Here is a 25,642-nt window from a genome sequence, read left to right as displayed (position 1 = left end):
CAAGCAAACGATATGATTCGTAAAACAATGGAGAGAGGCCGGCGTGGCGTACGAGGTGAACGAAGAAGCAGCTGAAACGCTCTCGCGGCTGGAAGGCCTCGCGCGCATCGAATCGCCGTCGTTCGACGCACAGGCGAGCGAGCGGATGGCGGAGGTCCTCGCCGGATGGTGGGATGCGGCAGGCGCGGCCGTGCGCATCGAACGGACGGCGGCGGGCGCCAGCCTCGTCGCCGACCTCGATGGCGTCGGCGACCCTCTGCTGCTCGTCGGACACTCGGACACCGTCTGGCCGCACGGCGCCATCGAGGACCAGGTGCCGTGGTACGTCGACGGCGACACCGTCGGCGGCCCTGGCGTCTACGACATGAAGAGCGGGCTGCTCGTGATGCTCGCCGCCGCCGAGCGCCTGCGCGGTCGCAGGCACCGCAGCGTGCGGGTGGTCGTCGTGTGCGACGAGGAGGTCGGCTCGCCCACCACCCAGGCGCTCCTTCGCGCCTGCGCCGGTGGCGTGTCCGGTGCGATCGGATTCGAGTCTCCGCATCCGGATGGCGCGCTGAAAGTGGGGAGGCGCGGCAGCACGCGCGTCGGATTGACCGTGCGCGGACGCGCCTCGCACGCCGCCCTCGACCCGGACAGCGGGATCTCGGCGATCGACGAGCTCGTCGACCAGCTGGTGGCGCTCAGGGCCATCGTGGCGGATGCATCGCTGCGCTCGGAGGTGCTCTGCAACGTCGGCACGATCGCGGGCGGCGGCCGGGCGAACGTCATCCCGGCGGAGGCGGAAGCCGAGATCGGGCTGCGGTTCCTGGACGGGCAGGCGGAGGGCGCCGTGCTCGATGCGTTGCGCACGCTCTCCCCGGTGCGAAGCGGGGCGGTCATCGCGACGAAGCTGCTCAGTCATCGCCCCGCCTGGAGCCCGTCGTCCGCCGACGGCGAGCTGCTGTCGGCGATCGCGACCGCCGGCGCGCGTATCGGACAGGTCGTGACCGGCCGGCCGGCGAGCGGCGCTGGAGACACGAACCTTCTCGGGAGCCTCGGCATCCCGACGGTCGACGGCTTCGGCCCGCGTGGCGGCGGCGCTCACGCGGCGACCGAGCATCTGTCGCTCAGCTCGCTCGGCGAACGGATCGACCTGCTCACGGCGGTGCTCGAGGACCCGGCCGTGCCCGCTCGTCCGGCTCGCTGACCGCCGCTCCGGCGTCACCTCACCACTCCCCTGCCGGGCTCGGCGGCAGCGCGTGGCCGCGCGGCACGATCAGGTAGGCCGTGCGGCGGCTGTGCGACCATGCGTCGTCGAAGGCGCGGCGGGGATAGCTGCGCAGGCCGGAGACGCCGCCGGGATTCGACGGGTCGGCCACCAGCACATCCCCGTCGGGGTCGAAGCCGCGGATCACGAGCAGGTGACCGGGAGTGTCGTAGTCCGCGCCGGGGAGCTCGCCTGCAGCGAACGACACGGACGCCACCAGCGGGATGCCGGCATCCGTCAGCGTCCGAGCCGCGTGCAGGGACGACAGCCTCGTCACCAGCGCGTCGAAGCCGAGCGCCCCGGCGACAGCGGCGTTGAACGACCAATTGCCCGTGCCGCCGTATGCCGTGTCGTACACAGCGCGCGCCATCCACGGGACGCGCGGGTCGGCGCCGGGCGGGACGTCTTCGTCCGCTGCGGACGGGATCTCCGCACCCCACGCCGCCGCGACCATTGTCAGCGACGTCGGCGAGCACCAGGCCGGGCCTCCGCCGCCGAGGTCGCCGCGAGCGGGATAGGCGCGCTGGGACAGCGGCTGCACGGCGGCGGCGACGCCGACCGCTCCCGTCGCGGCTCCTGGGCCGAGGGCGGCGGGCCCAGACGCAGCACCAGGGGAGCTGAAGCTCACCGCGGCGAGGCGCAGCGCCTGGCTGTCCGCGGCCGCCTCTCCGAGGGTGACGCGCAGCTGGACAGCGTCGAATCGGCCAGCGCTCCCCGCCGTCAGGACGTCGGTGTCGACCGTCGGCGCCGCGTGCGTGAGACCGGCCTCCGGCTGCGCCAGGCTGCTGCGCTCGCCTTCGCTGCCCCAGTGCGCCAGGGTCTGCCAGGGATGCCAGCGGCCGTCGGCGGTGCGCGCGCGCAGTTCGACCACGGCCGTGGCGGCCGGGTCCAGGTTCCACGACGCGACGGCCTGGTCTGCGCCAGGATCGCCCGCCCATCCCGGTTCGAGCACGCCGGACATCCACTGTCGCCCGGTCCATCCTGCGTCCGTGTCTGCGCGTACCAGCCGGGTGCGCCACATGTCCGGCGGATCGGCCCTCGGTACCCCTGGCATCGCTTCTCCTCGCCTGAGTGGAATTATCCGGTACGGATCATCTTCCACCCGCAACGGATATTCGCGAATACCGGACGGGACGCTGAATGGCACTTTGTTCACGAATCCGGCGTTTTGCGCCGGTTTGGTGTGCGAATCGGGCGATTGCGCGCGCAATTGTGTGCAGAATTCGTGAACTGGCAGTAATGCGCTCCATCCCCGCGCCGTTACGAATTCATTAACATCTGGTACGAATACGTTGACCCGGACGTGCTCCATGCTGTTCCATTACTGCAACCCTCGTGGTCCTGCTCTGGACCTCGGCCGATGGAAGGACTCCTATGCGCACCAGGCACCGCAAACATCTGATCCGCGCGCTGTCATTCGTTGCAGCAGCAGCGATCATCGCCGCACCGGCCGGCGCAGCGAATGCCGCGGAACCGCACAGCGTTCACGCCGCCGACCCGAGCTCGTCCCCCTCGTCCGGCAAGGATGCCAAGACGATGCGGATCGCGACCTCCGGCTTCGTCGACAGCTTCAACCCGTGGACCTCGATCTACCTGCTCCCGACCAACCTCTTCCGCTACATGTACGAGAACCTGGTGCAGAACAGCGACGTCGACGGTTCGCCGACGAAGGGCCTCGCCGACCACTGGAAGGTCGAAGACGGCGGCAAGAAGTGGGTGTACACCCTGCAGGACGGACTCACCTGGTCCGACGGCAAGGCCATCACGTCGGCCGACGTAAAGTACACCTTCGATCAGATGATGACGAACTCCGACCTCGCCGTCGCGAACGGCAACTTCCTCGCCAACTTCTCCGACGTGAAGGCGCCGGACGCCAAGACCGTCGTCATCGACCTCAAGGCACCGCAGGCACCGAACCCGGGCATCGAGGTCCCGATCCTCCCCAAGCACATCTGGGAGAAGATCTCCGACCCCGCCACATACGCGAACGACAAAGACGTCGTCGGCTCCGGCCCCTTCCTGCTGGAGAGCTACAAGGCCAACCAGTTCATCACCATGAAGGCGAACCCGAAGTTCTGGAAGGGCGCCCCGAAGATCGACACGATCCAGTACGTGTACTACACGAACTCGGACGCGCAGGTCCAGGCGCTCCGCTCCGGCGACGTGGACTTCGTGACCGGCCTCACCCCCACCCAGTACCAGGCGTTGAAGGGCGCGGAGGGGATCACCGAGCACTCGGGCATCGGCCGCCGCTTCTCCTCGTTCAGCTTCAACTCCGGGCTGAAGACGGTCGACGGCCAGCCGTTCGGCAACGGAAACCCCGCACTGCAGGACGTGGACGTGCGTCAGGCCATCCGGATGGGCACCGACACAGACACGCTGCTGTCGAAGGTGCTCAACGGCCTCGGCAACCCCGGCACGAGCTTCATCCCGTCGTCGTACCCGCAGTGGACGCTTCCCACCGACGATTCGGCCGTGAAGGCGCTCGCGTACAACCCGGAGAAGGCGAAAGCGAAGCTCGACGCCGCCGGCTGGAAGGCCGGAGCGGACGGCATCCGCGTCAAGGACGGCCAGCGCCTCTCGCTCCGCCTCTTCGTCGACGCCACCGACCCGCAGGAGCAGACCGCCGCGCAGTACTTCCAGCCGTGGATGAAGGCGATCGGCATCGACATCCAGCTGATCTCGACCGACTCCGACACCATCAACGCCGACACGCTGAAGGGCAACTACGACATCTACTTCAGCGGATGGAGCGTCGGACCCGACCCGGACTACCAGCTCAGCATCAACACCTGCTCGAGCCTGCCGACCAAGACGGACGGCACCGGAGCGACCTCGCAGGACGGCTGGTGCAACCCGGAGTACGACAAGCTCTACAAGGAGCAGCAGACCGAGACGGACGCGAAGAAGCGCGAAGCCATCGTCCAGAAGATGCTGCAGCTCAACTTCACCGACACTGCTCAGATCGTGTACTGGTACGCCAACGGCCTCGAGGCATACCGCTCCGACCGGTTCACGGACTTCCGGATGATGCCGTCGAAGGGCGGGATCATCGCCAACCAGTCCGGCTACTGGGGCTTCATGGACGTCGCCCCCGTCGCAGACGGCTCAAGCAGCGACTCGGGCCCCAACGTCGGCCTTCTCGTCACGGGAGGGGTGATCGTCCTCATCGTGATCGGTGCGATCATCTTCTTCGTGGTGCGCCGACGCAAGAGCGCCGACGTCGAGTAGTCGATCGGGTGGCCGCGGCGGACTCCCGTCGCGGCCACCGCTCTCCCGTCGCGTCAGAAGAGAAGGCATATGAGCAACGCAACCCCCGTCACCGAGGCGGTGATCCTCGAGGAAAAAGGCGAGGCGACCGTCCGCAGCGCCCCCGCGCTGAAATACGCGCTCAACAAGATCGGCGGAGCGGCGATCAGCCTCCTGATGGTGATCGTCCTCGGGTTCTTCGCCTTCAAGATCCTGCCGGGCGACCCGGTCGCCGCGATGGCGCGCGAGCATCCGATGACCTCCGCGCAGATGGCGCAGCTCCGCGAGCAGCTCGGCCTGGACAAGCCGCTCTGGCAACAGTTCGGCGAGTACCTCGGCAACGTCTTCACCCTCAACTTCGGCCAGAGCTACGTCTACAAGCAGAGCGTCGCATCGCTCATCGGCGAGTACTTCTGGAACACGATCCTGCTGACGGGGACGTCCGCGATCCTGGCCATCGCCCTCGGCCTCTGGCTGGGTCAGAAGGCGGGCTGGCGACCCGGCTCGCTGTTCGACAAGGTCACCACCGGCACCTCGCTGGTGCTGTGGTCCGTGCCGACGTTCTGGCTGGCTCTGATCCTGCTGATGGTGTTCGGCGGCACGCTGCACTGGTTCCCCACCGGCGGCATGACGTCTCCCAACCCTCCAGACGACCCGCTCGGCGTCGTGCTCGACGTCGCATCGCACATGGTGCTCCCGGTGATCACGATGGTCGCCGTGGTGTACGCCCAGTACGTGATGGTGATGCGCGCATCCGTGATGGAGGAGAAGAGCGCCGACTACCTGGTCACCGCGCGGGCGAAAGGGCTGAGGGATGACGACCTCCGCAGGCGCCACGCCGTTCCGAACGCCATGCTCCCCACGGTGACGCTGGTGTTCATGCACATCGGCGGGCTCATCGCCGGCGCCGTCACGGTGGAGACCGTCTTCTCCTGGCCCGGTCTCGGCAAGCTCACCTACCAGGCGATCCAGGGACCGGACCTGCCTCTGCTGCAGGGCACCTTCGTGGTGTTCTCGGCCATCATCATCGTCATGAACCTCGTCGCGGACTTCGTGTACCGTCGGCTCGACCCGAGAGTGAGGCGCGGATGAGCGGCACCACCGCAACCGCAGCACGTTCACCCCGCAGCATGGCGTGGGCGCGGCGGCGGCACGCCTTCGGCGGCTTCTGCCGGGAGTTCTCCCACAGCCGCGCTGGGATGGCCGGACTGATCTTCCTCGTCGTCGTCATCCTGCTCGCGCTGCTCGCCCCCGTCCTCGCGCCGTCGTGGATGCTCGACGTCACCAAGCTCCTCGAACAGCCGCGCTTCGCTCCCCCGTCGTTCGCGCATCCACTCGGCACCGACGACCAGGGACGCGAACTGTGGGTGCGGATGATCTGGGGCGCCAGAGTCTCGCTGCTCGTCGGCTTCGCCGCCACCGCGGTGTCGATGATCATCGGAACCATCGTCGGCATCGCTGCCGGGCACTTCACCGGCTGGACCGGCGGCCTCCTGATGCGCATCATCGACTTCTTCCTCGTGCTGCCGTCGCTCATCCTCGCGATCGTCCTCTCCTCTGTGCTCTCGCGCGGCGTGTGGACGATCGTCATCGCCATCGGCCTGACCTCGTGGGCCGGAACAGCGCGCGTGGTGCGGGCACAGACCCTCTCTGTCGAATCGCGCGACTACATCGAGCGCGCCAGGGTGCTGGGGGCGGGGCACTGGCACATCATCGTCAAGCACCTGCTTCCCGCCGTGCTGCCGCTCGTGCTCGCGAACACCACGCTCACCGTCGGCTCGGCGATCATCGCGGAGTCGACGCTGTCGTTCCTCGGGCTCGGCGACACCACGCTTCAATCGTGGGGCTCCGTGCTGAAGAACTCGATGGACGTCTCGGCAGCCACCGCCGGCTACTGGTGGTACATCCTCGTGCCCGGTATCGCGATCGTGCTCGTCGTCCTCGCCTTCACCCTCATCGGCCGTGCCGTCGAGACCATCGTGAACCCGACTCTGAGGAGCCGCTGATGCCGGATCTGACCTTCGACGACGTCTGCATCACCTACCGCACAGCCGGGCGAAACGACGAGGGCGAGATCGCCGCGGTGAAGAACGTCTCGCTGGTGCTGCCCGCAGGCGGCACCCTCGGGATCGCCGGCGAGTCCGGATCGGGCAAGTCGACCCTGGCCATGAGCGTCCTGCGTCTCCTGCCCGCGAACGCCAGGCTGGGCGGCCGCGTCCTGATCGGCGACACCGACATCGCCGACCTCCGGTTCGGCGAGCTGAGGGCGCTGCGGTGGGCGGAGGCCTCCATCGTCTTCCAGGGCGCGATGCACTCCCTCAACCCCGTGCGCACGGTCGGCCAGCAGATCGTGGAGGCGCTGGAACTGCACGTCTCCGACGCCTGGCGCACCGACAAAGCCCGCAAGGCGCGCGCACTCGAACTCCTCTACGCCGTCGATCTGGCACCGGCGAAGGCGGAGGCGTATCCGCACGAGCTGTCCGGCGGCCAGAAGCAGCGCGTCATGATCGCGATGGCCCTCGCGTGCGAACCGGACATCATCATCGCCGACGAGCCGACCACGGCCCTCGACGTGATCGTGCAGAAGCAGATCCTGGACATGATCAGCGCCCTGGTCGCCCAGCGCGGCATCTCGATGCTGATGATCAGCCATGACCTGTCGGTGCTCGCGACCGCCTGCGAGCGGATCGCCATCATGCGCGACGGCGAGCTGGTCGAGGTCGGAGACGCGTACGAGGTGTGCACGAGCCCACAACACCCGTACACCCGGCAGCTGTCGGAGGCGTTCCCGACCATCGGCGACCCCGCGTCACGCCTCAACCCCGTGACCCGCCGCACGGACGCCGTCACGGACAAGACGCGCGAACTCTCGGACGATGTTGTGCTGGAAGCGCGCGGGGTCACCGTGACGTATCACGGGCGGGGCAAACCGCTCGCAGCCGTGAAGGACGTGAACCTGAGCCTCCGGCGGGGCGAGATCCTGGCGCTCGTCGGGCAGTCGGGGTCGGGCAAGACCACGCTGGCCCGCACGATCGTCGGGCTGCAGCGGGCGGACGAGGGGTCGGTCATCCGGTTCCGCGGCAAGGACATCCCGCACCGCGGACGCGCCCTGCGCGACTTCCGCAGCGAGGTGCAGATGGTGCTCCAAGACCCGTCTGCCGCTCTGAACCCGAAGATCAGCGTCTACGAATCCGTCGCAGAGGGCCTGCGGGTGCAACGCTTCCAGGGCGACGAGCAGGAACGCGTTGCGCAGAGCCTCGCCGACGCCGAGCTGCTCCCGCCGGAACGCTTCTTCCGCGCCATCCCGCAGGAGCTCTCCGGCGGTCAGCGGCAGCGAGCGGTGATCGCCGGCGCGCTGGCGGTCGGCCCGCAACTGCTGGTCGCCGACGAGCCGGTGGCGTCGCTGGACGCCTCGGTGCGCGGCGAGATCCTGGCGCTGCTGCTTTCGCTGCGCGACAGGCTCGACCTGAGCGCGCTCGTGATCACGCACGACCTCGGGCTGGCGTGGAACATCGCCGACACCGTCGCCGTCATGTACGAGGGAGCCATCGTGGAGTACGGACCGACGGAACAGGTGCTGCTCGATCCTCAGCACCCGTACACGCGCCGTCTGCTCGCGGCGGCACCCAGCATCGAGCGGAGGCTGGCATGAGCACGCCGACCATCGCGATCGACAGGTCCGCGTACCTCGACACCGCTCCCCTGCAGCCAGGCGACCGCGTGCGGTTCGTGTCGCCGTCCGGGCTGGGCAGCGCCGAGAGCCTCGAGCGCGCGGTCGGCTACTACCGGGACTGGGGGCTGGAGGTGGTCGTCGGCGAGCACGTGCTCGACCCGCATCCACGCGCGAGCTACCTTGCCGGGGCCGACGACGGACGCCGGCAAGACCTGGTGGATGCGTGGCTCGACCCCGACGCGGACGCCGTGGTGTGCATCAGGGGCGGCTACGGCGCAATGCGGCTGCTCGACGGTCTCGACTGGGGGCAGCTGCGGGATGCTGCGCTCCGTCGCGATGGACGCCCGAAGCTCCTCACCGGATCCTCCGACATCACGGCCCTTCACGAGGCGTTCCGGGTGAACCTGGACGTTCCGACGCTGTTCTGCCCGATGGTCGGGAACGACGTGTTCCGCGATTCGGCGTTCGTGCGCGACGATGTGCGACGCTGGCTGTTCGAGCCGTGGCGCGGCCGGGACATCGTCGGCCGGGAGACGTCCGTACTCGTGCCAGGGGTCGCAGAGGGACGGTTCACCGGGGGCAACCTCAGCCTGCTCGCCGGCGCGATGGGTGCGGCGGAGTCGCTCGACCGTCCAGGCGGCATCCTCTTCCTCGAGGACGTCGACGAGGAGACGTACAGGCTCGACGGCTTCCTGGTGCAGCTCGGCCGCGCCGGACGACTGGCGGACGCATCCGGGATCGTCCTCGGGTCGTGGCACAACTGCGGCGACCTCGAAGCGGTGCGGGCGCTCGCGGAGGAGTTGCTGCCGAGCCTCGGCGTGCCTGTGCTGTGGGAGCAGGGCTTCGGGCACGACCCTGACGCCCTCAGTATCCCGCTCAATGTCGACGGAGCGCTCATCGCCCGTTCGGACGAACCCGTCCGGCTGACCATCGGGGGATCGCTCTGATGGCTGTCCGTCTCCCCCCGCTCGACCAGCGGGTGCGGTGGTCGGTCAGCGTGATCGACGCCGTGACAGGAAGCACCCTCGCGACCCACGAGCCTCACGTCGTCTGCGAGACGGCGAGCATCGGCAAAGTGTTCCTGCTGATCGAGGTGGCCCGCGGGCTGGAGGCAGGAGAGCTCGATCCCGACCAGCGCATCGAGATCCCGGAGGAGCATCGCGTCGCCGATTCCGGGCTGCTCTACCGGATGCGCGATCAGCGCGTCACCGTGCTCGACGCCGCCCTGCTCGTCGGCGCCGTCAGCGACAATCTCGCGACCAACGCCCTCCTCTGGCTGTGCGGGCTCGACAGGGTGCGCGCGGTGGCGCCGTCGCTCGGCTTCTCCGACACCTCTCTGCACGACTTCATCCGCAACGAGCGCACCCCCGACCTGCCGTGGACGCCGTCGTACGGCACGGGGGCGGAGCTCGCGCAGCTCATGCGCCGACTGGGCTCCGGCGACGTGGTCTCGCCCTCCGTCAGCGCGCGTGTGCTGGACTGGCTCTCGGCGGACGTCGACACCTCGATGGTCGCCGATGCGCTCCTCCTCGATCCGCTCGCGCACGTCGACGACGAGTACCAGGGCATGGTGTTGCGCCACAAGACGGGAAGCACCTCCTTCGCCCGCATCGAGATCGGTCACCTCGCCGGCCGCGCAGCGACCGTCGCCTATGCTGTGGCGGCGAACTGGAAGGACTCTGCCGACGATCTGCGCGCGCCCGTGCTGCGCGCCATGCACGGCATCGGCGAGCAGCTGCGCGCGCACGTCACAGGAATCCCAGCCTCGTGAACGTGCCATTCGAAGACCTCGAACACGACCTGCCCGGGCTCCGGTTCTCGGCGCTCGCTGTCGACATCGACTCGGGTGAGACGCTGTTCAGCCACCGGCCAGACCTCGTCCTCGACACCGCCAGCGTCGGCAAGGTGTTCCTGCTGCACCGGCTGCTCACCGAGGTGGATGCCGGAACCCGCTCCCTCGAGGACCGCGTCACGCGGCGCCCATCGGAGTGGATGGACAACTCAGGACTCTGGTATCTGCTCCAGGCCGACACGCTGTCGCTCTACGACGTGGCCGCGTTGATCGGAGCCGTCAGCGACAACGCGGCCACGAACACGCTCTGCAGGGTGATCGGCCTTCCCACCGTGCAGGAGCACACCCGCGCGCTCGGCTACGAGCACTCCGGCCTCGACGACGTCGTCCGCTGGCCCCTGCCTCCCGGCGCGCCCCGGACGCTCTCGCACGCGAACGCCGACGAGCTCGTGCGCTTCGTCACCAGGACGGCGCACGCCGCCGACCTCAGCGCTGCTTCCTCCGACACGCTGCAGCGCTGGCTCGGCGCCGGCATGGATCTGTCGATGGTGGCCTCCGCGTTCGGCCTCGACCCGCTCGCGCACTACTACTTCGATCGCGACGTGTGGCTCTGGAACAAGACGGGAACGATCTCCACCGTGCGAGCCGACACCGGGCTCGTGATGTCGCCCGGCCGGAGGATCGCGTACGCCGTGCTCGCCAACTGGCAGCGCGGCTCCGAGGTGCGCGACCGGGTGCTCGCGACCATGCGCTCTGCCGGCGATGAACTGCGGAGGCATCTCCTGTGATACTGCTGTCTACGGCTTCGGAAGGGTGAACTGTGAATCCGGGAGAACTCAACAGTCCGCACGAACGATACGACGCCAGGGTGCAGCGCAGATCGGCGCTCGTCCTCAAGCGTCGCGTGGTCGAACAGGAGCGTGAACAGCTCTCGCACGCGCTCGACTGGGCAAAGGACGACCCGTCCTTCGAGCGGATCGCCGCACTCATCGTCGCCGCCCGCCGCCGCTTCGTGCTCGGCGCGGCCAAGTCGTTCACCTTCGCGTCGCTGCTGGCGATGGACCTGAGCGCGGGGCTCGCCAACGTCACGCTCATCGACGGAACGATCGTGCGCCCGCTCGACGTCCTCAGCGACGTGCGCACCAGCGACGTGCTCGTGGCGTTCTCGCTCGCCCGCTACCGCAAGTACACGATCGACATGGCCGAACTGTTCAAGCAGGCCGGCGGCACCCTCGTGGTGATCACCGACGCTCCGGATGCGCCCCTCGTCGCGATCGCGGACGAGTGCCTCGTCGTCGACACGGCGAGCGCGTCGTTCGCGAACTCGCCGACCTCGGTCGCCCTCGTCATCCACATCCTCACCACCCTGACCACGGCGAGCGCGAAGGGCGCAGGTCGCCGGCTCCTCGAACGAGACAGGCTCGGCGAACAGCTCGGCCTGTACGTGGAGGACTAGTGCCCGTCGTCGCCGGGGCCGTCGGCCTCGCGGGGATCGCGGCCGAGTCCGGGACGCCGGTGTGGGTGTACGACGCCGCGAGCATCCGGCACAGGATCGCCGCGCTGCGGTCGTTCGACACGATCCGGTTCGCGCAGAAGGCGTGCTCGAACATCCACATCCTGTCGCTGATGCGGGAGGAGGGGGTGCAGGTGGATGCGGTCTCCGCCGGGGAGCTCGAACGGGCGCGGCGAGCAGGGTATCCGGTGGGCGCTGACGCTGCCCGTGCTGCCGGTGCCGATGAGGACGACGACCCCGTGGTGTTCACCGCCGACGTTCTCGACCGCCCCACCCTTGCGCGCGTGGTGCGCGACAGGGTCACCGTGAACTGCGGGTCGCCGCAGATGCTGGAACAGCTCGGGCAGGCCTCTCCAGGGCATCGCGTCTGGATCAGGGTCAACCCCGGTTTCGGCCACGGGCACAGTCGCAAGACGAACACGGGCGGCGCGTTCAGCAAGCACGGGATCTGGCACGAGGAGCTGGCCGACAGTCTCGCGATCGTCGACCGCTTCGGGCTCGAACTGGCCGGGCTGCACATGCACATCGGCTCGGGGGCCGACTTCGAGCACCTCGCCAGGGTGGCGGATGCGATGGTCGAGCTGGTGATCGCCTCCGGGCGTGACGTGCCGGCGATCTCGGCGGGCGGCGGCTTGCCGGTCCCGTACGCCGAGGACGACCAGGAGCTCGACACCGACGAGTACTTCCGGCTCTGGGATGCGGCCCGCGAGCGCCTGGCTGCGCACCTCGGTCATCCGGTGCGGCTGGAGATCGAGCCCGGACGGTTCCTGGTGGCGTCCTCCGGCGTGCTCGTCGCCGAGGTGCGCGCGTTCAAGCGGGTGGGCGCCAACCGGTTCGTGCTGGTGGATGCCGGCTTCAACGACCTGATGCGGCCTGCGCTGTACGGCGCTGCGCACCGCGTGACGGTCCTCGACGCCGACGGCGCCGAGCGAGCGGGAGGGACGACGGAGACCGTGCTCGCCGGTCCGCTCTGCGAGTCAGGCGACGTCTTCACGCAGGCGGAGGGCGGAGAGGTGCTGACCATCCCGCTTCCCGCGGTCGAGGTCGGCGACCTGGTCGTGTTCCACGACGCAGGCGCATACGGGGCGAGCATGTCGTCCACCTACAACTCGCGCCCTCTGGCGCCGGAAGTGCTGGTGGACGGCGGGGCTGCGCGCCTCATCCGTCGGCGGCAGACGATCGAGGACCTGCTGGAGCTGGAGTCGTTCGTCTAGCCGTCCCCGCGAACGGGAACGCACGCGGCATGATGAGAGACATGAGAACGCCGGGTGCCTGCCCATGACGAGCGATGCTGTCGCGTCGCTGACGCCGCCGCCTGCGGAGGTGTCGTCGTTCGTCGGGCGTCGCGACGAGGTCGCCGAGATCCGGGCGCTCCTGGGGTCCTCCAGGCTGGTCACCGTCTGCGGTCCCGGCGGCGTCGGCAAGACGCGGCTGGCCATCCGGGTCGCCGTGGAGGCCAGGCGCGCGTTCCCCGACGGCGTCTGCTTCGTCGACCTGTCAGCGTCCGGCACCCCTGAGCAGACGATCGAGCTCCTGAGCGTCGCGCTGCGGGTAGGCGACGCGAGCCTGGACGCGGTCGTCCGCCGGATCGGGGAGCACCGCATCCTGCTGGTGATCGACAACTGCGAGCAGGTGATCGACGCCTGCGCGGCGATCGCGGAGACGATCATCGCGCGCTGCGGGAACGTCGTCCTGCTGACGACGAGCCGCGAGCCGTTCGCCATCGACGCGGAGCGGATCTACCCCGTCACCCCGCTCAGGGTCGAGGCGGACGACACCGGCGCGAGTCCGGCCGTCGACCTGTTCGTGTCCAGGGCCAGGGCGCTCGATCCCGGATTCGATCCAGGAGAAGACCTCTCGATCGTTCTCGAGATCTGCGGCAGGCTCGACGGGCTCCCCCTCGCGATCGAGCTCGCGGCGGCCAGGACGCGCATCCTGTCCATCGCCGACATCTTGCACAGGTTGAAGGAGCCGTTCCGCCTCCTGGAGAGCGCCAAGCGCATCCAATCGGCCAGGCAGCGCACGCTGTACGCCTCGATCGAGTGGAGCTACGAGCTGTGCACAGAGGACGAACGCCGATTGTGGCGGTACCTGGCCGTGTTCCCCGGCGGCTTCGACATCGCCGCAGCCGAGACCGTCGCGGCGTCGAGCGACGGTCGCGTCGACGCCCTGGAACCGCTGCGAGCGCTCGTGGACAAGTCGATCATCTCCAAGACTCCCGGCCTGCCGCACACGCGATACTCGATGCTCTTCGCCATCCGCGAGTTCGGGATCGAGCAGGCCAGAGCCGAGGGCGAGATCGAGGCGGCCGAACAGCTGCTCAGCGAGTGGTGCACAGCATTCCTCGACACCGCGGAGCGGGACTGGTTCAGTCCGCGGCAGTTCGACTGGATCGCGCGGCACGAACTCGAGATGCCGAACATCCGCGCCGCCCTCGATCTGGCACTCGGGCCAGGCGGCGACCCCGACAGGGCATTCGGGCTGCTCATCCCGATGTGGCGCGTGTTCTGGCTGGCCCGTGGGCGCGCGCGCGATCTGGAGCGCCTGCTCGACAGGGCTCTGTCGGCCACGACGGGTGCGCATCCGCTTCGGCTGAGCGCCCGGTTGCTGCACGGCTACATCGTCGGCTCCCGGCTGGGGCTGGATGCGGTCGCGGACGAGCTGAGGCGACTGACCATCGAGGCAGAAGCCGTGGGAGACGAATGGACGGCGAGATCGGTCGACGCAGGGGTCGGCGTGCTCATGCCGGACGGACCGGCCGCCGCCGAGCTTCTGGAACGCGCCGTGGCGTACGGCGCACAGAACCTGCTGATGCTCACCAGGACGGGAGCGCACATCCGGCTCGCGCTGCTGCACGACAGACTCGGGAACACGGAGCGGGCGTCTGAGCTGCGGGACACCATCCTGAGCCGCAGCGAGCAGACCGGCGAGATGTACGACAGGGCATACCTGCTGTTCGGGCTCGCCGTTGACGCGATCGAACGCAATGACGCCGAGGAGGCGGTCCACTTCGCTACGACGTCGCTCCGGATGCGCAGGCAGCTGTCGCCGTCCGCGCTGACCGCGCACACTGTCGAAGCCGTCGCGGCCGCATACGTCGACACAGGGCGGGTGGCAGACGCCTCCCGGTGCATCGGGATCGCGGACAGCATCTGGTCGGCCATCGGGATGCGGCGTGACGACATCGGGCTGCCGACAACCCCGAGGGACACGTACGAACGACGCATCAGGAACGCGGTGCCCGAGCACGACTTCGCCGCCGAATACGACAAAGGCAGGGCCTCGTCGCCCGCCGCTGGGCTCGACTGGGTGCTCGCGGCCGATGTCGCGACCCCCGCGGCAGCTCCCATCGCCGACGCGGACGGCGGACTGACCAAGCGGGAGCTGGAGGTCGCGCGGCTGGTCGCGGCAGGACGCAGCAACAAGGAGGTCGCCACAACGCTGGTCGTCGCCGTCCGCACTGCGGAGGGGCACGTCCAACGCATCCTGAGCAAGCTGGGACTCACCTCCCGCGTGCAACTCGCCGGGTGGGTCCGCGACCACCTCGACACCGAGCGGAGAACCGGAGACAGGTAGTGGTCGCGTAGTGGACAGGTAGTTTCCGCCTGATGCCCGCGCGCCCCGCCGGGAAGGCTGGAAGAGCCCGAGAACGCCCCGAATCCGTGGAACCCGATCCACGTGCGTTTCCCGCTCGGGCCAGACCCGGATGATCAACGCACACACCACCAGAGATACCGCCCTGCTCGACACCGAACTGCTCAGCGAACCCGAACTGCTCAGCGAACCCGAACTGCTGAGCGCCGCCCGCTCCGGCGACATGACCGCTTTCGCGGAGCTCTGGCGACGTTATCGCCGGTTCGCGTTCGCGACCGCGCGCAGCCTCACCTCCTCGTTCGACCCTGACGACGTCGCCGCCGAAGCGTTCACGCGCATCCTCGCTGCGCTGCGGAACCAGTCCGGCCCGACGACGAGCTTCGGCGGATACCTCCGCCAGACCCTCCGCGCCGTCGTGAACAACTGGGGTGCGAAGCGGCAGGCCGCCGGCGAGACCGACCTCGTCGACGCCGAACTTCTCGCCACTCCAGCCCGCTTCGCAGACCACGACGATGTCCTGTCCCTCCGCGACGCATTCGCGCTGCTGCCGCAGCAGTGGAGGACGGTGCTCTGGCTGAGCGACGTCGAAGGCCGCAGCTCTGCCGAGACGGCGGCGGCGCTCGGCATCACACCCGAGGCCGCCCGGTCCCTCGCCTACCGAGCACGCAGACGCCTCCGCGACCTCGTGAGCGCGCCGGAGAGCAAGCTCGCATACGCGACCGCTGCCTAGAGTCGGGCTCTGCGCTATTGGCGTGATCCTTGCTGGCACTGACCTGCAGGCCAATGGCGCCGCTCCGCTTCTGGGACGACAGTGGTCTCATGTCCGAAGAGAAGCACAGAACAGCTCCCCGGAGCGAGGACGGCAGTGCCGGTGACGCCGACTACGGAAGCATCGGCTTCGACTACGCCAGCTACCGGCGACCGGAGCCCGCCTTCGTGGCCGCGATCCACGATGCGCTGGGCGACGCGACCACCCTGCTGAACATCGGCGCAGGTGCAGGCTCGTACGAACCGGCCGACCTCGACGTGACCGCCGTCGAGCCAAGCGCCGCGATGCGCGCGCAACGGCCAGCAGGCTCCGCTCCCGTTATCGACGCCGTCGCCGAGCACCTTCCGTTCCCCGACGCAGCCTTCGACGCATCCCTCGCCTCGTTCACTGTCCACCAGTGGCGCGACCTGCACGCCGGCCTGCGCGAGGCGCGCCGGGTCACGAGCGGACCTGTCGTGATCCTCACCTGCGACCCGGACGCGCTGCGGTCGTCCTGGCTGAACGACTACGCGCCGGAGGTCATCGCGACGGAGGCAGGGCGGTACCCATCCATCGCGGCCATCCGGTCAGGCGTCGGCGGAACCGTGACGGTCACGGCGCTTCCGATCCCGCTGACGTGCACCGACGGCTTCTCCGAGGCGTACTACGGCAGACCGGAATCCCTTCTCGACCCTGGCGCGCGGCTCGCGAACTCGGCCTGGAGTTTCGTCGACCGAGCCGTCCACGACCGGTTCGAACGCACTCTCCGCGCCGACCTCGCCGGCGGCGCGTGGGACGCCAGGTACGGTCACCTGCGCACCCAGCCATCGTTCGACGGGTCGCTCCGGTTGATCGTTGGGAAGCCCTGAACGTCCCGGTACATCGTCTGCGGCCGCGACGCACGGAAGGATGAGTGGATGGATAGCGAGAGCCACACCGACGTGATCTTCATCGGCGGCCGTTCGGGAGTCGGGAAGTCCAGTGTGGCGGCGGAGGCATCGCTCATGCTGGCGGAAGACGACATCCGTCACGCCCTCATCGAAGGCGACAATCTGGACCAGGCCTACCCGCAGCCGTGGCGAGAGGGCGTCGACCTTGCCGAGCAGAATCTGGCCGCCATGTGGCGGAACTACCGGATCGCCGGCTACTCGCGCCTGATCTTCACCAACACGGTCAGCGTGCTCCAGATGCCGTCGCTCACGGATGCGCTCGGCACGGACGTCCGCTCGTTCGGCGTACTGCTCACAGCGTCGGACGACACGGCAGCCGGGCGACTCGCGAAGCGGGAAATCGGCACGGCGCTCGCGGAGCACGTCGAACGCAGCAGGGCCGCGGCGGCTCGACTGGACACCGACAGCACGGTATACCGGGTATCGACCGACGGACGATCCGTCCGCGACATCGCCCAGGAAGTGCTCGAAGCCGCTGGATGGCGCTAGCTCGAGCTGTTCGGGCGGGAACGAGGAACCGGGAGACGTTGAGTATGGCTGACCGTGTAGTGCTGGACGAGCAATGAACAAAGGGCGCGTCGAGGCGTTCAGTGACGGAGTCCTGGCGGTCGCGATCACGCTTTTGGTGCTGGATCTGCATCTCGACCCCGGCAAGGGCGGCAGCCTCGTGTCCCAGCTCGCCGCATCCTGGCCGTCGTTCGTGGCCTTCGTGGTGAGCTTCCTCGTCATCGGCGTCATCTGGGTCAACCACCACTCGATCTTCCGGCTGGCGACGACCGTGGACAGGGTACTGATGTTCTGGAACCTCATCCTGCTCATGTTCGTCACGGCCGTCCCGTTCACCACCGCGACGCTTGCCGGCGCCCTCGCCGATGGCAGCCCGGCCGACATCCGAGTCGCCGCCGTTCTCTATGGTGGTGTCGCGACGGGCTTCGCGGTGGCCTTCACGTTCGTGTACGGGCGTATCACCCTGGCTCAGGTGCGGTCGGGCTCGATGCAGCCGGTGGACCGTCGCCGCGCGCTCCGCCGATTCGGGGCCGGGATCCTGTTCTACCCGCTGCTCACCGGCGTGGGCGTCATCTACGCTCCGGCCATGCTGGTCGGGATCGCCGGGCTGAGCATCTACTATCTGTTCAACCAGACGGGCTCGAACGAGGGGCGTGACCCCGAAGCGCGGGGATGACTGCTGCGGCGTACCTGTCAGGGTCGACGCGTTAGAAGTGAGTGGACACGTTGAACGACGTGGGTGTGCACGTGTACGTCGAATTGCCGATCACGTGGACCCCATCCCCGAGGCGGGCACACGTGTTGGCGGCGTGGACAATGGCAGGCACGGTCAGCGCGACCACGAGGATGGTGAGCACGACACCGACGGAGGCGATGATGATGCCGGCGAGTGCGAAGCCGTTGGGGCGTCCAGCCCGCTTGGACTGGATAAGCGCGACGATGCTCAGGATCAAGCCGACGACGTTAGCCACGACGAACAACGACAGGACGAAGCCGGCGATACCGAGCCCGCGCCCTGGCACGACGGGTGCGGCGTAGTATCCAGGAGGCGGAGGAGTCGGCACGCTCGCATATGGAGGCGGAGGAGTCGGCACGCTCGCGTACGCAGGCGAAGGGGCCGGCTCGGCGGGCGACGGCTGCGGCGCATCCGGCTGGTTCGACATAGCCTGGAATCTATCGCATGCCATGTCGAACGCGGGCACCGTCGCGCGACCGGTCGCACCGTCGCCGTCATGAATCGGCGTTCTGCCGGTCCCTTCGGTGTGACCCCGCCTGCGCACGATCCCCTAACTCCGCACGACGTGGTCGTGAGCGTCAGCTTCTACCTGAGGAGCTCAGATCGGGAGCGCGCTCGCGCCGCATACCGTCACACCGCTGGCGAGAACGGCGTCGAGACGTGGTCGGACTTCGTCGCCACAGCGCTGCTCGCCCGGGTGGAGCAGTTGGAGTCCGAACGCAACGCCGGGGAGCGTTTCGTCACCAGTGACAAGCCGCTGACCCCTGGACGCCGCGCGCGCCGGTCTCGCTCGGAAAAGCCGAGACCGGATGACGTTCCGTCGGAGAACGAGCGCACGCAACACGCGCGCGGAACGCTACGGCGCCCGCCCTCCTAACGTTCGCGCTGTGTCGACCGCGCCCGTGCGGCGGGTCTTGTCGGGGACCCTGCCCGCCCACCAGAGGTAGATGCTGATGAGGGCGATGGCGGTGAGGTAGAAGATCAGCCACCAGGGGAAGGTGACGAGGACGGGGGGTTTGGCGGCTGTGGCGGCGTCTTTGTCGGGGGTGGGCAGCACGCGTTGCCCGGTGACGAGGATGCGCTGGGTGTTGATGCCGAGCGGGGTGCAGGTGATGAGGGTCACGAGGTCGCGTCCGGCTTCTTGGCGGAGGGTGGTCGTGTCGGACGGGTCGACGACGCGGGTGTCGACGACGCGGTAGGTGAGGACTTTCCCGAACGTGGTGATGATGAACGTGTCGCCGGTCTTCACTTTGTCGAGGTCGGTGAACATGGTGGCGTCGGCGAGGCCGCGGTGGGCGGTGATCACGGCGTGGGTGTTGACGCCGCCGACGGGGAGGGAGGTGCCTTCCAGGTGGCCTGCGCCTTTGGCGAGGGTGGCGTCGCTGGTGCCGTGGTAGATGGGCAGGTCGACGCCGATGGCGGGGACCTGGATGCGGGCCATCGTGCCGTTCGGGGTGGACAGCAGTTTTTCGTAGTCGAATCGTTGGTCGCTGCTGGTGCCGTTGCCGGTGGGGATGTTGCTGTTGGCCTTGACCAGGGCGCCGGAGGAGAGGGCGGCGTTGTATGCGCGGGCTTCGGCGAGCTGTTCGGCGGCGGACGGCTGGGTGGTGCGGACGTCTTCGGTGTAGTGGCTGACGATCAGGGACTGGTTGTAGGAGGAGATCCAGGATGCGGCCGGCGAGTATGCGAGGACGGTGGCGCCAGCGAAGGCGGCGACGGCGGTCGCGATCAGGAGGATGCTCGGCCGCCAGCGGCGGCGTGTGGTCGGGTGCTCGTTCATGGTTCGGGGTGTTGGGTGTGGTGAGCGGGTGGCGGGGTGGGGAAACGCCCGCCACCCGCTCGGTCTGTGTTACGCCTCGTTCTTACGGGCGCGGCGGCGGCTGATCAGGAGCAGTCCGCCGAGCGCGATGACGACGAGGGCGATGCCTCCGATGGTCATGGCGAGCTGGACGCTGGAGCCGGTGAACGGCAGCGAGGGGACGCCCTGCTGCGTGTTCGCGATGGTGGCGATCGGGGTGGTGCCGTTGGCGCCTGCCTTGACGATGACCGGGGTCAGCGCTGCGGTGCCGGTGGGGAGGACGTAGCCGGTGGGGGCGACGATCTCCTGGAGCACGTAGCAGCGCTGGGTGAGGTCGTGACCGGCGACGGTCGTGTTCGACACGGTGCCGTCGGCGGCGGTCGTCATCTGCGTGTCGCCGACCCAGAGGCCGGGGATGGTGACCGTTCCGTTGGCGCCGGAGGTGACCACGTACGGGTTACTGGTGCCTGGTGTGGTGACCTGGGTGAGGCCGGTGATGCTGGCGGTGCAGGAGGCCTGCTGGTCGGTGGTGCCCATGTAGACCTGGAACTGGGCGCCTGCGAGGCCGTCGGAGGTGTTCGCCGCGTTGACCTTCTGCACGGTCAGGTCGCCCCAGCGGCTGGTGATCGTGGTCGACGGGGAGCCGTTCGGTCCGTTCGGGGTGCCGGGGGTGAGGGTGAAGTCGTTCAGGTTGGCGAACGCCTGGTTCGTGATCGTGCCTGCCGCGTTCGCCTTCGCCTGGAAGTCGAACACCACGTTCTGACCGGCCTGAAGCTTCGCCAAGCCAGCAGTCGTGAAGGTGACGGTCAGGGTCTGACCCGACCACACCGCGTTGTAGTCCGTTCCGGAGACGAACGTGGTCGCGCCGGCCTTCACGGTCACCGGGTATGTGGTGATCGGGGTGAGCTTCGCATCCAGGGTGTCGGTCATGATGAACTTCGTGTACGTCTGACCGGTCGCGAGCGCCGGGATGAGCTGGGTCACCTGGTACTCGATCGGAGCGCCGAGGGCGACTCCGTCCGTGGTCTGGTTCACGACGTTCTTCGCCGGACCCTGCGCCGTGGTGTTCTTCGGGTACACGTGGACGTTGTAGACCCAGTTGCCGTTGAGGGTCGTGTTGTTCTGCGGGGTCGGCAGGGTCACGATGAACGGGGCCGCAGGAGCGACGACGTTCGACGGCGCCGAGATCTCACGCACGAAATACGCGCCCAGCGGAAGGGTCGCGACCGATGCCGCGGTGCCGGTGGCGTCCGTGGCGGGCAGGGACGTGCATCCGGTGAGGGTGTACGCGCCGAGGGTGGTCACTCCGGCGCCGGCGGACGCCTGCTTCTGCGCCGGCGTGATCGCGTTGATCTGGTTCCAGCCGGTGTTCGTGCCGTCGAGCAGGTTGATCCCGCTGATCGTGCAGTACTGGAACACGACGCCCGCGATGGGCGCGGTGGTCGGGGCGGTGCCCGTTCCGTCCGGGTTCATCGTGCCGTTGCCGGGGTTCGTGAACTTGTGGACGATGATCTGACCCTGCGAAGAGGTGTTGATCGTCGACGCATTCGCGGCAGCGCCGGAAGCCAAAGCTCCCAACACTCCGAGCGAGAGCGCCGTCGCGACCGCGAGCGCTGCGCGCCCCCGGTTCCGGGTGATTGCGGACATGCTGTCGTTTCCTTTCGAATCCGCCGCGAGCTGCGGCGGGAGGTTGTGCGGGATGTGCGGGTGCAACGGATGCTGCGGGTGCGGATGCCTCATGCCAGGCGCCTCCGCCGGAGGAACTGCCAGAGACCGAGACCGGCCATCACGGCCAGCAGGCCGCCTCCGGTGATGACGAGGTAGTCGGTGCCGAGACCACCGGTCAACGGGATGACCGGAACCGTCTGCTGCTGGTTGACCACATCCGGAAGGACCGTGGTCTGCGTCGTGGCGGAGACCGTCACGGCGATCGGGGTGGAGTTCAGGACGAACCCGACAGGGGCCTTCGTCTCCACGAGCTGATACCCGCCAGGGGTCAGACCCCTGACGAGGAACTGGCCACCGGCCGGGTCCGTGTCCGCACCCGTGCAGGAAGCAGCAGACGCCGCCACACAGTCGGTGACCGTGATCGGGGTGCCCGACGGCTGCGCCGTCAGCGTCCAGGACGCGCCCGCGAGGACGTTCTTCGCCGCGGTCGCATCGACCTTCCGCCACTGCAGGCTCGCGCCGATCGGGTTCACCACCGACTTGTCGATGAACGCGTTCTTCAACTGCCCGAACGCGCCCGCGTTCACCGTGACCGTGTACGACACCGACACGGTCGCGTTCGCCGCCACCGGTCCCGTCCACGTCAAATGCTTCGACGTCGCGTCGTAGGTCGCGGTCCCCGTCCCCGCCGGAGACACCACGATCGAGCCGGCGTTGAACGTGGCGTTGTTCACCACATTCGTCAGATCGTCGAACGCCGAGAACGACGGGTTCGCCACCGACCCCGCATTCGTCACCGAGATCGTGTACTTCACAGTGTCGCCCGGGTTCACCACCGTCCCTGCGCCCTTGTCGACCACCTTGTTCCACGACATGATCGGCTGCGCCGTGTTCGTGATCACGCAGGCGATGTTCGCGCCGGCGACCGGGGTGATCGACGGCGGAGACGCCGGATTGTATGCGGCGCCGTTCGGCAAACCGGACTGCAATCCGAAACTGTCGGTGCAGGTGATCGTGCTGGCGTAGTTCGCCAGCGACGTCGTCCCCGACGCCGCCTCCGTCAGGGTGTACGCGGTCCCGACCGTCGCCACATACGCGCCCGTCGTTCCCGACCCGGCTGTCACCGCCGCGCCCGTACCGATCGTCGTCCCGCTCGCCACCGCGGACCCCGATGCGCCGCCGGTCTTGAGCGCGACCGTGAACTGATCCGTCGCCGCCTCACGCGGGGCACCCAACGCCTTCGTCAACGTGATGCGCGGGGCGCGGACCACGAGGACCGCGTTCGCGGGCGGGTTCAGATTCGAGACGATGTTGCCAGGACCGTTCGTATACGTACCCTCCGCGGCGGCGGTGACGTTGAACGTGATGGTGCACGACGTCTGCCCGGCAGCGAGGTCGCCGCCCGTCGCGGTGAACGTGCCGGTCCCAGCGACCGCCGTCGTGACATACGCTGCGCCGGTGACCTGCCCGCACGTCCCACCGACCGCGGGGGTCGGCGCGATCGCCAGACCGGCAGGGAGCGCGTCCGTGATGCTCCAGTCGTTCTTCGCCATCAGGTCGGCGGTGTTCGTCACCGTCAGCGTGACCGTCGACGTCTGACCAGGCGCGATCAACGCGGGGCTGAACGACTTGTCGATCTGCGGCGTCACATCCACGATCTGGGGCAGATCGAACGCCACATCGTTCCCGCTGCCGCTCGCGGTCGCGTTGTACAGCGACAGCCCGAGGGACGCCGTCGTCCCCACCGGAATCTGGATCGCAGCGGACTGCAGCTTCGTGATCTGGTCGACGGCGCCCGTGTACGTGCCGCACGGGTCGAGTCCGGAGCTGAGCGCGGTGGGGACGCCGTTGATGATCAGGCTGAACGTCTCTTTGGCGTGCGCCGCAAAGCAGTTCGCCTGCGCGAAGTAGGCGGAGACGGCGTAGTAGTGCCCAGCGACCGCGGGGATGGCGTTCGAGCTTGCCGTCTTGAACTCCGTGCCTGCCGCGATGGTTCCCGACGAATTGTTCGTGTACTCCGAAAGTGCCTGGTTCGTGGCCGCCTGCGCGGCAGTCTGTCCTTGCGCGGCGCCGAGTTCGCGGGCGAGTTGCTGAATCTGCTGCCAACCGACCGGCTGATTGTTCGTGCATCCGCTGTCCGACGCCGGAAGGGGAGTGGACGGGCCGAGGATCCACCCGTTGCACTGGTTGCCCGCCGGCGTGTACTGCGGGTCAGCGGTGTATTTCATGTTGGCCGCCGCAGCGCTGCCCGTGTAGTTCAGAATGCTGATGGCGCCGCCGGCCGCGCTCTGATTGGAGAAGTCTTCGGTGTAGACAGGGGTCCCAGGCTGGGCGACCCCTGGGGTGCCGGGCGTCGTCGCTTCGGCGATCGTGGCGGGGCTGAGGATGGTCAGGGACGACAGTGCGATGGCGGCCGCGGCCACGGTCGCCGCGATCTTCGTGGTGCGACGGCGGGTGGAGAACCAGCCGCGTCCGTCGGCACGATGCCTGGCGCGGCGGCGCGACGCAGGGGGAGCGTCGCTGGGTGTCGTTCTGTGGCGACCGAGCATGTCTCGGTTCCTTTCGGGCATTCGGGTTCGGGTGTGTGCACTCAGGCCGCGCGCCGGTACGGGTGTCGTGGCGCGACGGTGCGCGCGCACGCCGAAGGGACGGCGCAGCGTGTGCACGAGTGCTCGGGTAAGCGAGGACCCCGGATGAACGGGGCCCGTGTCTGGGTCTAGGAATGGTTGTCGCGGCGTTCGGGTGAGCGCCTCCTCCAGCGCTCGCCTCCTTTTCGGGAGGGGCGAGATCGCCGGACTCGCTTCAAAAGACCGGGTTCGGCGCCGACTATGACGCCGAGGCGCTCCGTTTCATCGAACTCTCAGGAATGCTGGCATTCTCGCGCGCCGGGCATGAGGTAGCCGAGGCGCCGACTCCACTCCCGTCGGCACCTCGACGAAGGACCATCGCCCGATGCACCGGTCCTTCGCTGACCCAAACCCGAATGGGCCAGGAGCCGACTCCCCCCGAGTGTGCTCAGCAGATAAGACCGGCTAGCGCGGGTTTCGTGACGGAACTGTTTCTGAGACTCTTCGCACTGTCAGTACCGGCGGCGCAGGTACGCGCTCGCGGCGGGCGACCACATCATGATCCCGGCGGCGACAGTGAGCGCGAGCACGAGGATCCCGAGCAGGTCGCCGGTGAACAGCGACGGCAGCGAGGTGAGAGCGGTCAGACCGCCGAAAATCGTGAGGATGATGCGCGCCCAGCTGACGCCCTTCACCATGAAGACGGCGATGACGACCCTGAGGCCGGCGCCGATGATGGCGCCGACGACAGCACCGGCCATCACCGCCGTCGCCGACGAGCCAGACGCCCCTGCCTGCACGGCCACGATCACCCCGACGATCCCGGAGAGGAACGACACCACGGCGCTGGCGATCCACAGCCAGAACGACGTGCGGAGGATGCTGGGTGCTGCGGCGATCGGGCGAAGATCGGACACGTCGGAGCCTTTCGAGCTGGGAAGGGGTCGCGTTCACCCTATCGTCCGCCCTGTCGTGGAGACCGTGGGCGTGGGAAGATCGGGCGCAATCGAGGAGGAACGGTGAGCGAAGCAGACGACACGGGGAGCGGGGCGCGCGCGGGCGACGCGGAGCGTGGGTTCACGGTGGTGCGCGTGCTGAATGCGCCGCCGGAGCGGGTGTTCCAGGCGTGGACGGAACCGGACATGCTCGGCTGGTTCTACAGCGGTAACGGCCACGTGGACGAGCCGATCGAGGTGGACCCGACCGTCGGGGGCGCATGGCGGCAGCGCATGGTCATCGACGAGGACACCAGCTACCTGACGGGCGGCGTGTACCGCGAGCTCACCCCCGGACAGCGCATCGTGTTCGACTGGGGAGCGGTCGACGGCTGGCCGGAGCTGCCGGTGGATGCGGCCGCTCGCGACGCCGTGGACGTCCCCCGCGTCACGGTCGAGCTCGTGCCGCTGCCAGGCGACCGCACCGAGTTGCGCCTGCACCAGGCGCTGCCGCCGCACCTCACCGAGGAGCAGGTGGCGTACTGGGACGGAATCGACTGCCACGCCGGTTGGTCGATGACGCTCGACCGGCTCCCTGGCGCGCTCTGACCGCCAGCGTGTCGCCGCCCGCACGCTCGCTGCACGCGCGTTACCGGGCTACCGTCG

The 25,642-nt window shown here is 68.5% G+C and carries 22 protein-coding genes; 16 read left to right on the top strand and 6 right to left on the bottom strand.

What is annotated here, in order from left to right:
• The first annotated feature begins 55 nt into the window (after positions 1-55).
• The gene (locus ASE16_RS16595; RefSeq protein WP_235500548.1) at positions 56-1,186 is read left to right on the top strand and encodes a M20/M25/M40 family metallo-hydrolase; all 1,131 of its coding nucleotides are present in this window, start codon (positions 56-58) and stop codon (positions 1,184-1,186) included.
• 19 nt (positions 1,187-1,205) lie between these two features.
• Here the strand turns inward: ASE16_RS16595 and ASE16_RS16590 are convergent, their stop codons facing one another.
• Entirely contained in the window at positions 1,206-2,300 is a 1,095-nt protein-coding gene (locus tag ASE16_RS16590; protein WP_162255986.1) for a C39 family peptidase, read from the bottom strand.
• A 320-nt stretch (positions 2,301-2,620) separates the two neighbouring features.
• On the opposite strand from ASE16_RS16590, the gene ASE16_RS16585 reads away from it, so the two are divergent.
• The 14 genes from ASE16_RS16585 to ASE16_RS16520 all read left to right on the top strand — a co-directional run bounded on the left by ASE16_RS16585 (position 2,621) and on the right by ASE16_RS16520 (position 17,948).
• Positions 2,621-4,477: an ABC transporter substrate-binding protein gene (locus ASE16_RS16585; protein WP_082581528.1), complete on the top strand. Its 1,857-nt coding sequence runs from the start codon at positions 2,621-2,623 to the stop codon at positions 4,475-4,477.
• 69 nt (positions 4,478-4,546) lie between these two features.
• Positions 4,547-5,587: an ABC transporter permease gene (locus ASE16_RS16580; protein WP_055897626.1), complete on the top strand. Its 1,041-nt coding sequence runs from the start codon at positions 4,547-4,549 to the stop codon at positions 5,585-5,587.
• Complete coding sequence (locus ASE16_RS16575) at positions 5,584-6,501, top strand: ABC transporter permease (RefSeq protein WP_082581527.1); 918 nt, start codon at positions 5,584-5,586, stop codon at positions 6,499-6,501. Before ASE16_RS16580 ends, ASE16_RS16575 begins: the two co-directional genes overlap by 4 nt.
• The gene (locus ASE16_RS16570) at positions 6,501-8,147 is read left to right on the top strand and encodes an ATP-binding cassette domain-containing protein (RefSeq protein WP_055897620.1); all 1,647 of its coding nucleotides are present in this window, start codon (positions 6,501-6,503) and stop codon (positions 8,145-8,147) included. The genes ASE16_RS16575 and ASE16_RS16570 overlap by 1 nt, the downstream gene beginning before the upstream one ends.
• Positions 8,144-9,115 (top strand): S66 peptidase family protein, encoded by a 972-nt coding sequence (locus tag ASE16_RS16565; protein WP_055897617.1) that lies wholly within the window; start codon positions 8,144-8,146, stop codon positions 9,113-9,115. The genes ASE16_RS16570 and ASE16_RS16565 overlap by 4 nt, the downstream gene beginning before the upstream one ends.
• Positions 9,115-9,939, top strand: a complete 825-nt coding sequence (locus ASE16_RS16560) for a serine hydrolase (protein ID WP_055897614.1) — start codon at positions 9,115-9,117, stop codon at positions 9,937-9,939. The genes ASE16_RS16565 and ASE16_RS16560 overlap by 1 nt, the downstream gene beginning before the upstream one ends.
• 2 nt (positions 9,940-9,941) lie before the next feature.
• A complete protein-coding gene (locus tag ASE16_RS16555; RefSeq protein ID WP_235500547.1) occupies positions 9,942-10,748 on the top strand; it encodes a serine hydrolase in 807 nt (268 codons plus the stop codon).
• Positions 10,749-10,780: 32 nt separating this feature from the next.
• Positions 10,781-11,416 carry a MurR/RpiR family transcriptional regulator gene (locus ASE16_RS16550; protein ID WP_055897608.1) on the top strand — a complete coding sequence of 212 codons (636 nt, stop codon included), beginning with the start codon at positions 10,781-10,783 and terminating at the stop codon, positions 11,414-11,416.
• Positions 11,416-12,687 (top strand): diaminopimelate decarboxylase, encoded by a 1,272-nt coding sequence (gene lysA / locus ASE16_RS16545; RefSeq protein WP_055897605.1) that lies wholly within the window; start codon positions 11,416-11,418, stop codon positions 12,685-12,687. The genes ASE16_RS16550 and lysA overlap by 1 nt, the downstream gene beginning before the upstream one ends.
• Positions 12,688-12,751: 64 nt before the next feature.
• The gene (locus ASE16_RS16540; protein ID WP_055897601.1) at positions 12,752-15,049 is read left to right on the top strand and encodes an ATP-binding protein; all 2,298 of its coding nucleotides are present in this window, start codon (positions 12,752-12,754) and stop codon (positions 15,047-15,049) included.
• 130 nt (positions 15,050-15,179) lie between these two features.
• Positions 15,180-15,797, top strand: coding sequence for an RNA polymerase sigma factor (locus tag ASE16_RS16535; RefSeq protein WP_055897599.1), 618 nt, complete (start codon positions 15,180-15,182; stop codon positions 15,795-15,797).
• Positions 15,798-15,886: 89 nt separating this feature from the next.
• Complete coding sequence (locus ASE16_RS16530; RefSeq protein ID WP_055898918.1) at positions 15,887-16,684, top strand: class I SAM-dependent methyltransferase; 798 nt, start codon at positions 15,887-15,889, stop codon at positions 16,682-16,684.
• 48 nt (positions 16,685-16,732) lie between these two features.
• A complete protein-coding gene (locus tag ASE16_RS16525; protein WP_055897596.1) occupies positions 16,733-17,254 on the top strand; it encodes an AAA family ATPase in 522 nt (173 codons plus the stop codon).
• A 73-nt stretch (positions 17,255-17,327) separates the two neighbouring features.
• Positions 17,328-17,948 (top strand): TMEM175 family protein, encoded by a 621-nt coding sequence (locus ASE16_RS16520; RefSeq protein ID WP_055897593.1) that lies wholly within the window; start codon positions 17,328-17,330, stop codon positions 17,946-17,948.
• Between the two features lie 31 nt (positions 17,949-17,979).
• Here ASE16_RS16520 and ASE16_RS16515 read toward each other — a convergent pair whose 3' ends face one another.
• From ASE16_RS16515 to ASE16_RS19890, 5 genes are all read right to left on the bottom strand, one after another.
• Complete coding sequence (locus ASE16_RS16515) at positions 17,980-18,435, bottom strand: DUF4190 domain-containing protein (protein ID WP_055897589.1); 456 nt, start codon at positions 18,433-18,435, stop codon at positions 17,980-17,982.
• A 429-nt stretch (positions 18,436-18,864) separates the two neighbouring features.
• Positions 18,865-19,788: a class C sortase gene (locus ASE16_RS16505; protein WP_082581526.1), complete on the bottom strand. Its 924-nt coding sequence runs from the start codon at positions 19,786-19,788 to the stop codon at positions 18,865-18,867.
• 69 nt (positions 19,789-19,857) lie between these two features.
• Complete coding sequence (locus tag ASE16_RS16500; protein WP_162255984.1) at positions 19,858-21,453, bottom strand: SpaH/EbpB family LPXTG-anchored major pilin; 1,596 nt, start codon at positions 21,451-21,453, stop codon at positions 19,858-19,860.
• A gap of 89 nt (positions 21,454-21,542) precedes the next feature.
• The gene (locus tag ASE16_RS16495) at positions 21,543-24,023 is read right to left on the bottom strand and encodes a SpaA isopeptide-forming pilin-related protein (protein ID WP_055897581.1); all 2,481 of its coding nucleotides are present in this window, start codon (positions 24,021-24,023) and stop codon (positions 21,543-21,545) included.
• A gap of 530 nt (positions 24,024-24,553) precedes the next feature.
• Entirely contained in the window at positions 24,554-24,958 is a 405-nt protein-coding gene (locus tag ASE16_RS19890) for a hypothetical protein (RefSeq protein WP_055897578.1), read from the bottom strand.
• A gap of 102 nt (positions 24,959-25,060) precedes the next feature.
• On the opposite strand from ASE16_RS19890, the gene ASE16_RS19885 reads away from it, so the two are divergent.
• A complete protein-coding gene (locus tag ASE16_RS19885) occupies positions 25,061-25,585 on the top strand; it encodes an SRPBCC family protein (RefSeq protein ID WP_055897575.1) in 525 nt (174 codons plus the stop codon).
• Positions 25,586-25,642: the final 57 nt, after the last annotated feature.

Origin of the sequence: Leifsonia sp. Root227 (assembly GCF_001428745.1) — a bacterium.
Lineage (GTDB): Bacteria > Actinomycetota > Actinomycetes > Actinomycetales > Microbacteriaceae > Leifsonia.
This window is presented reverse-complemented; position numbering and strand designations above follow the sequence as displayed.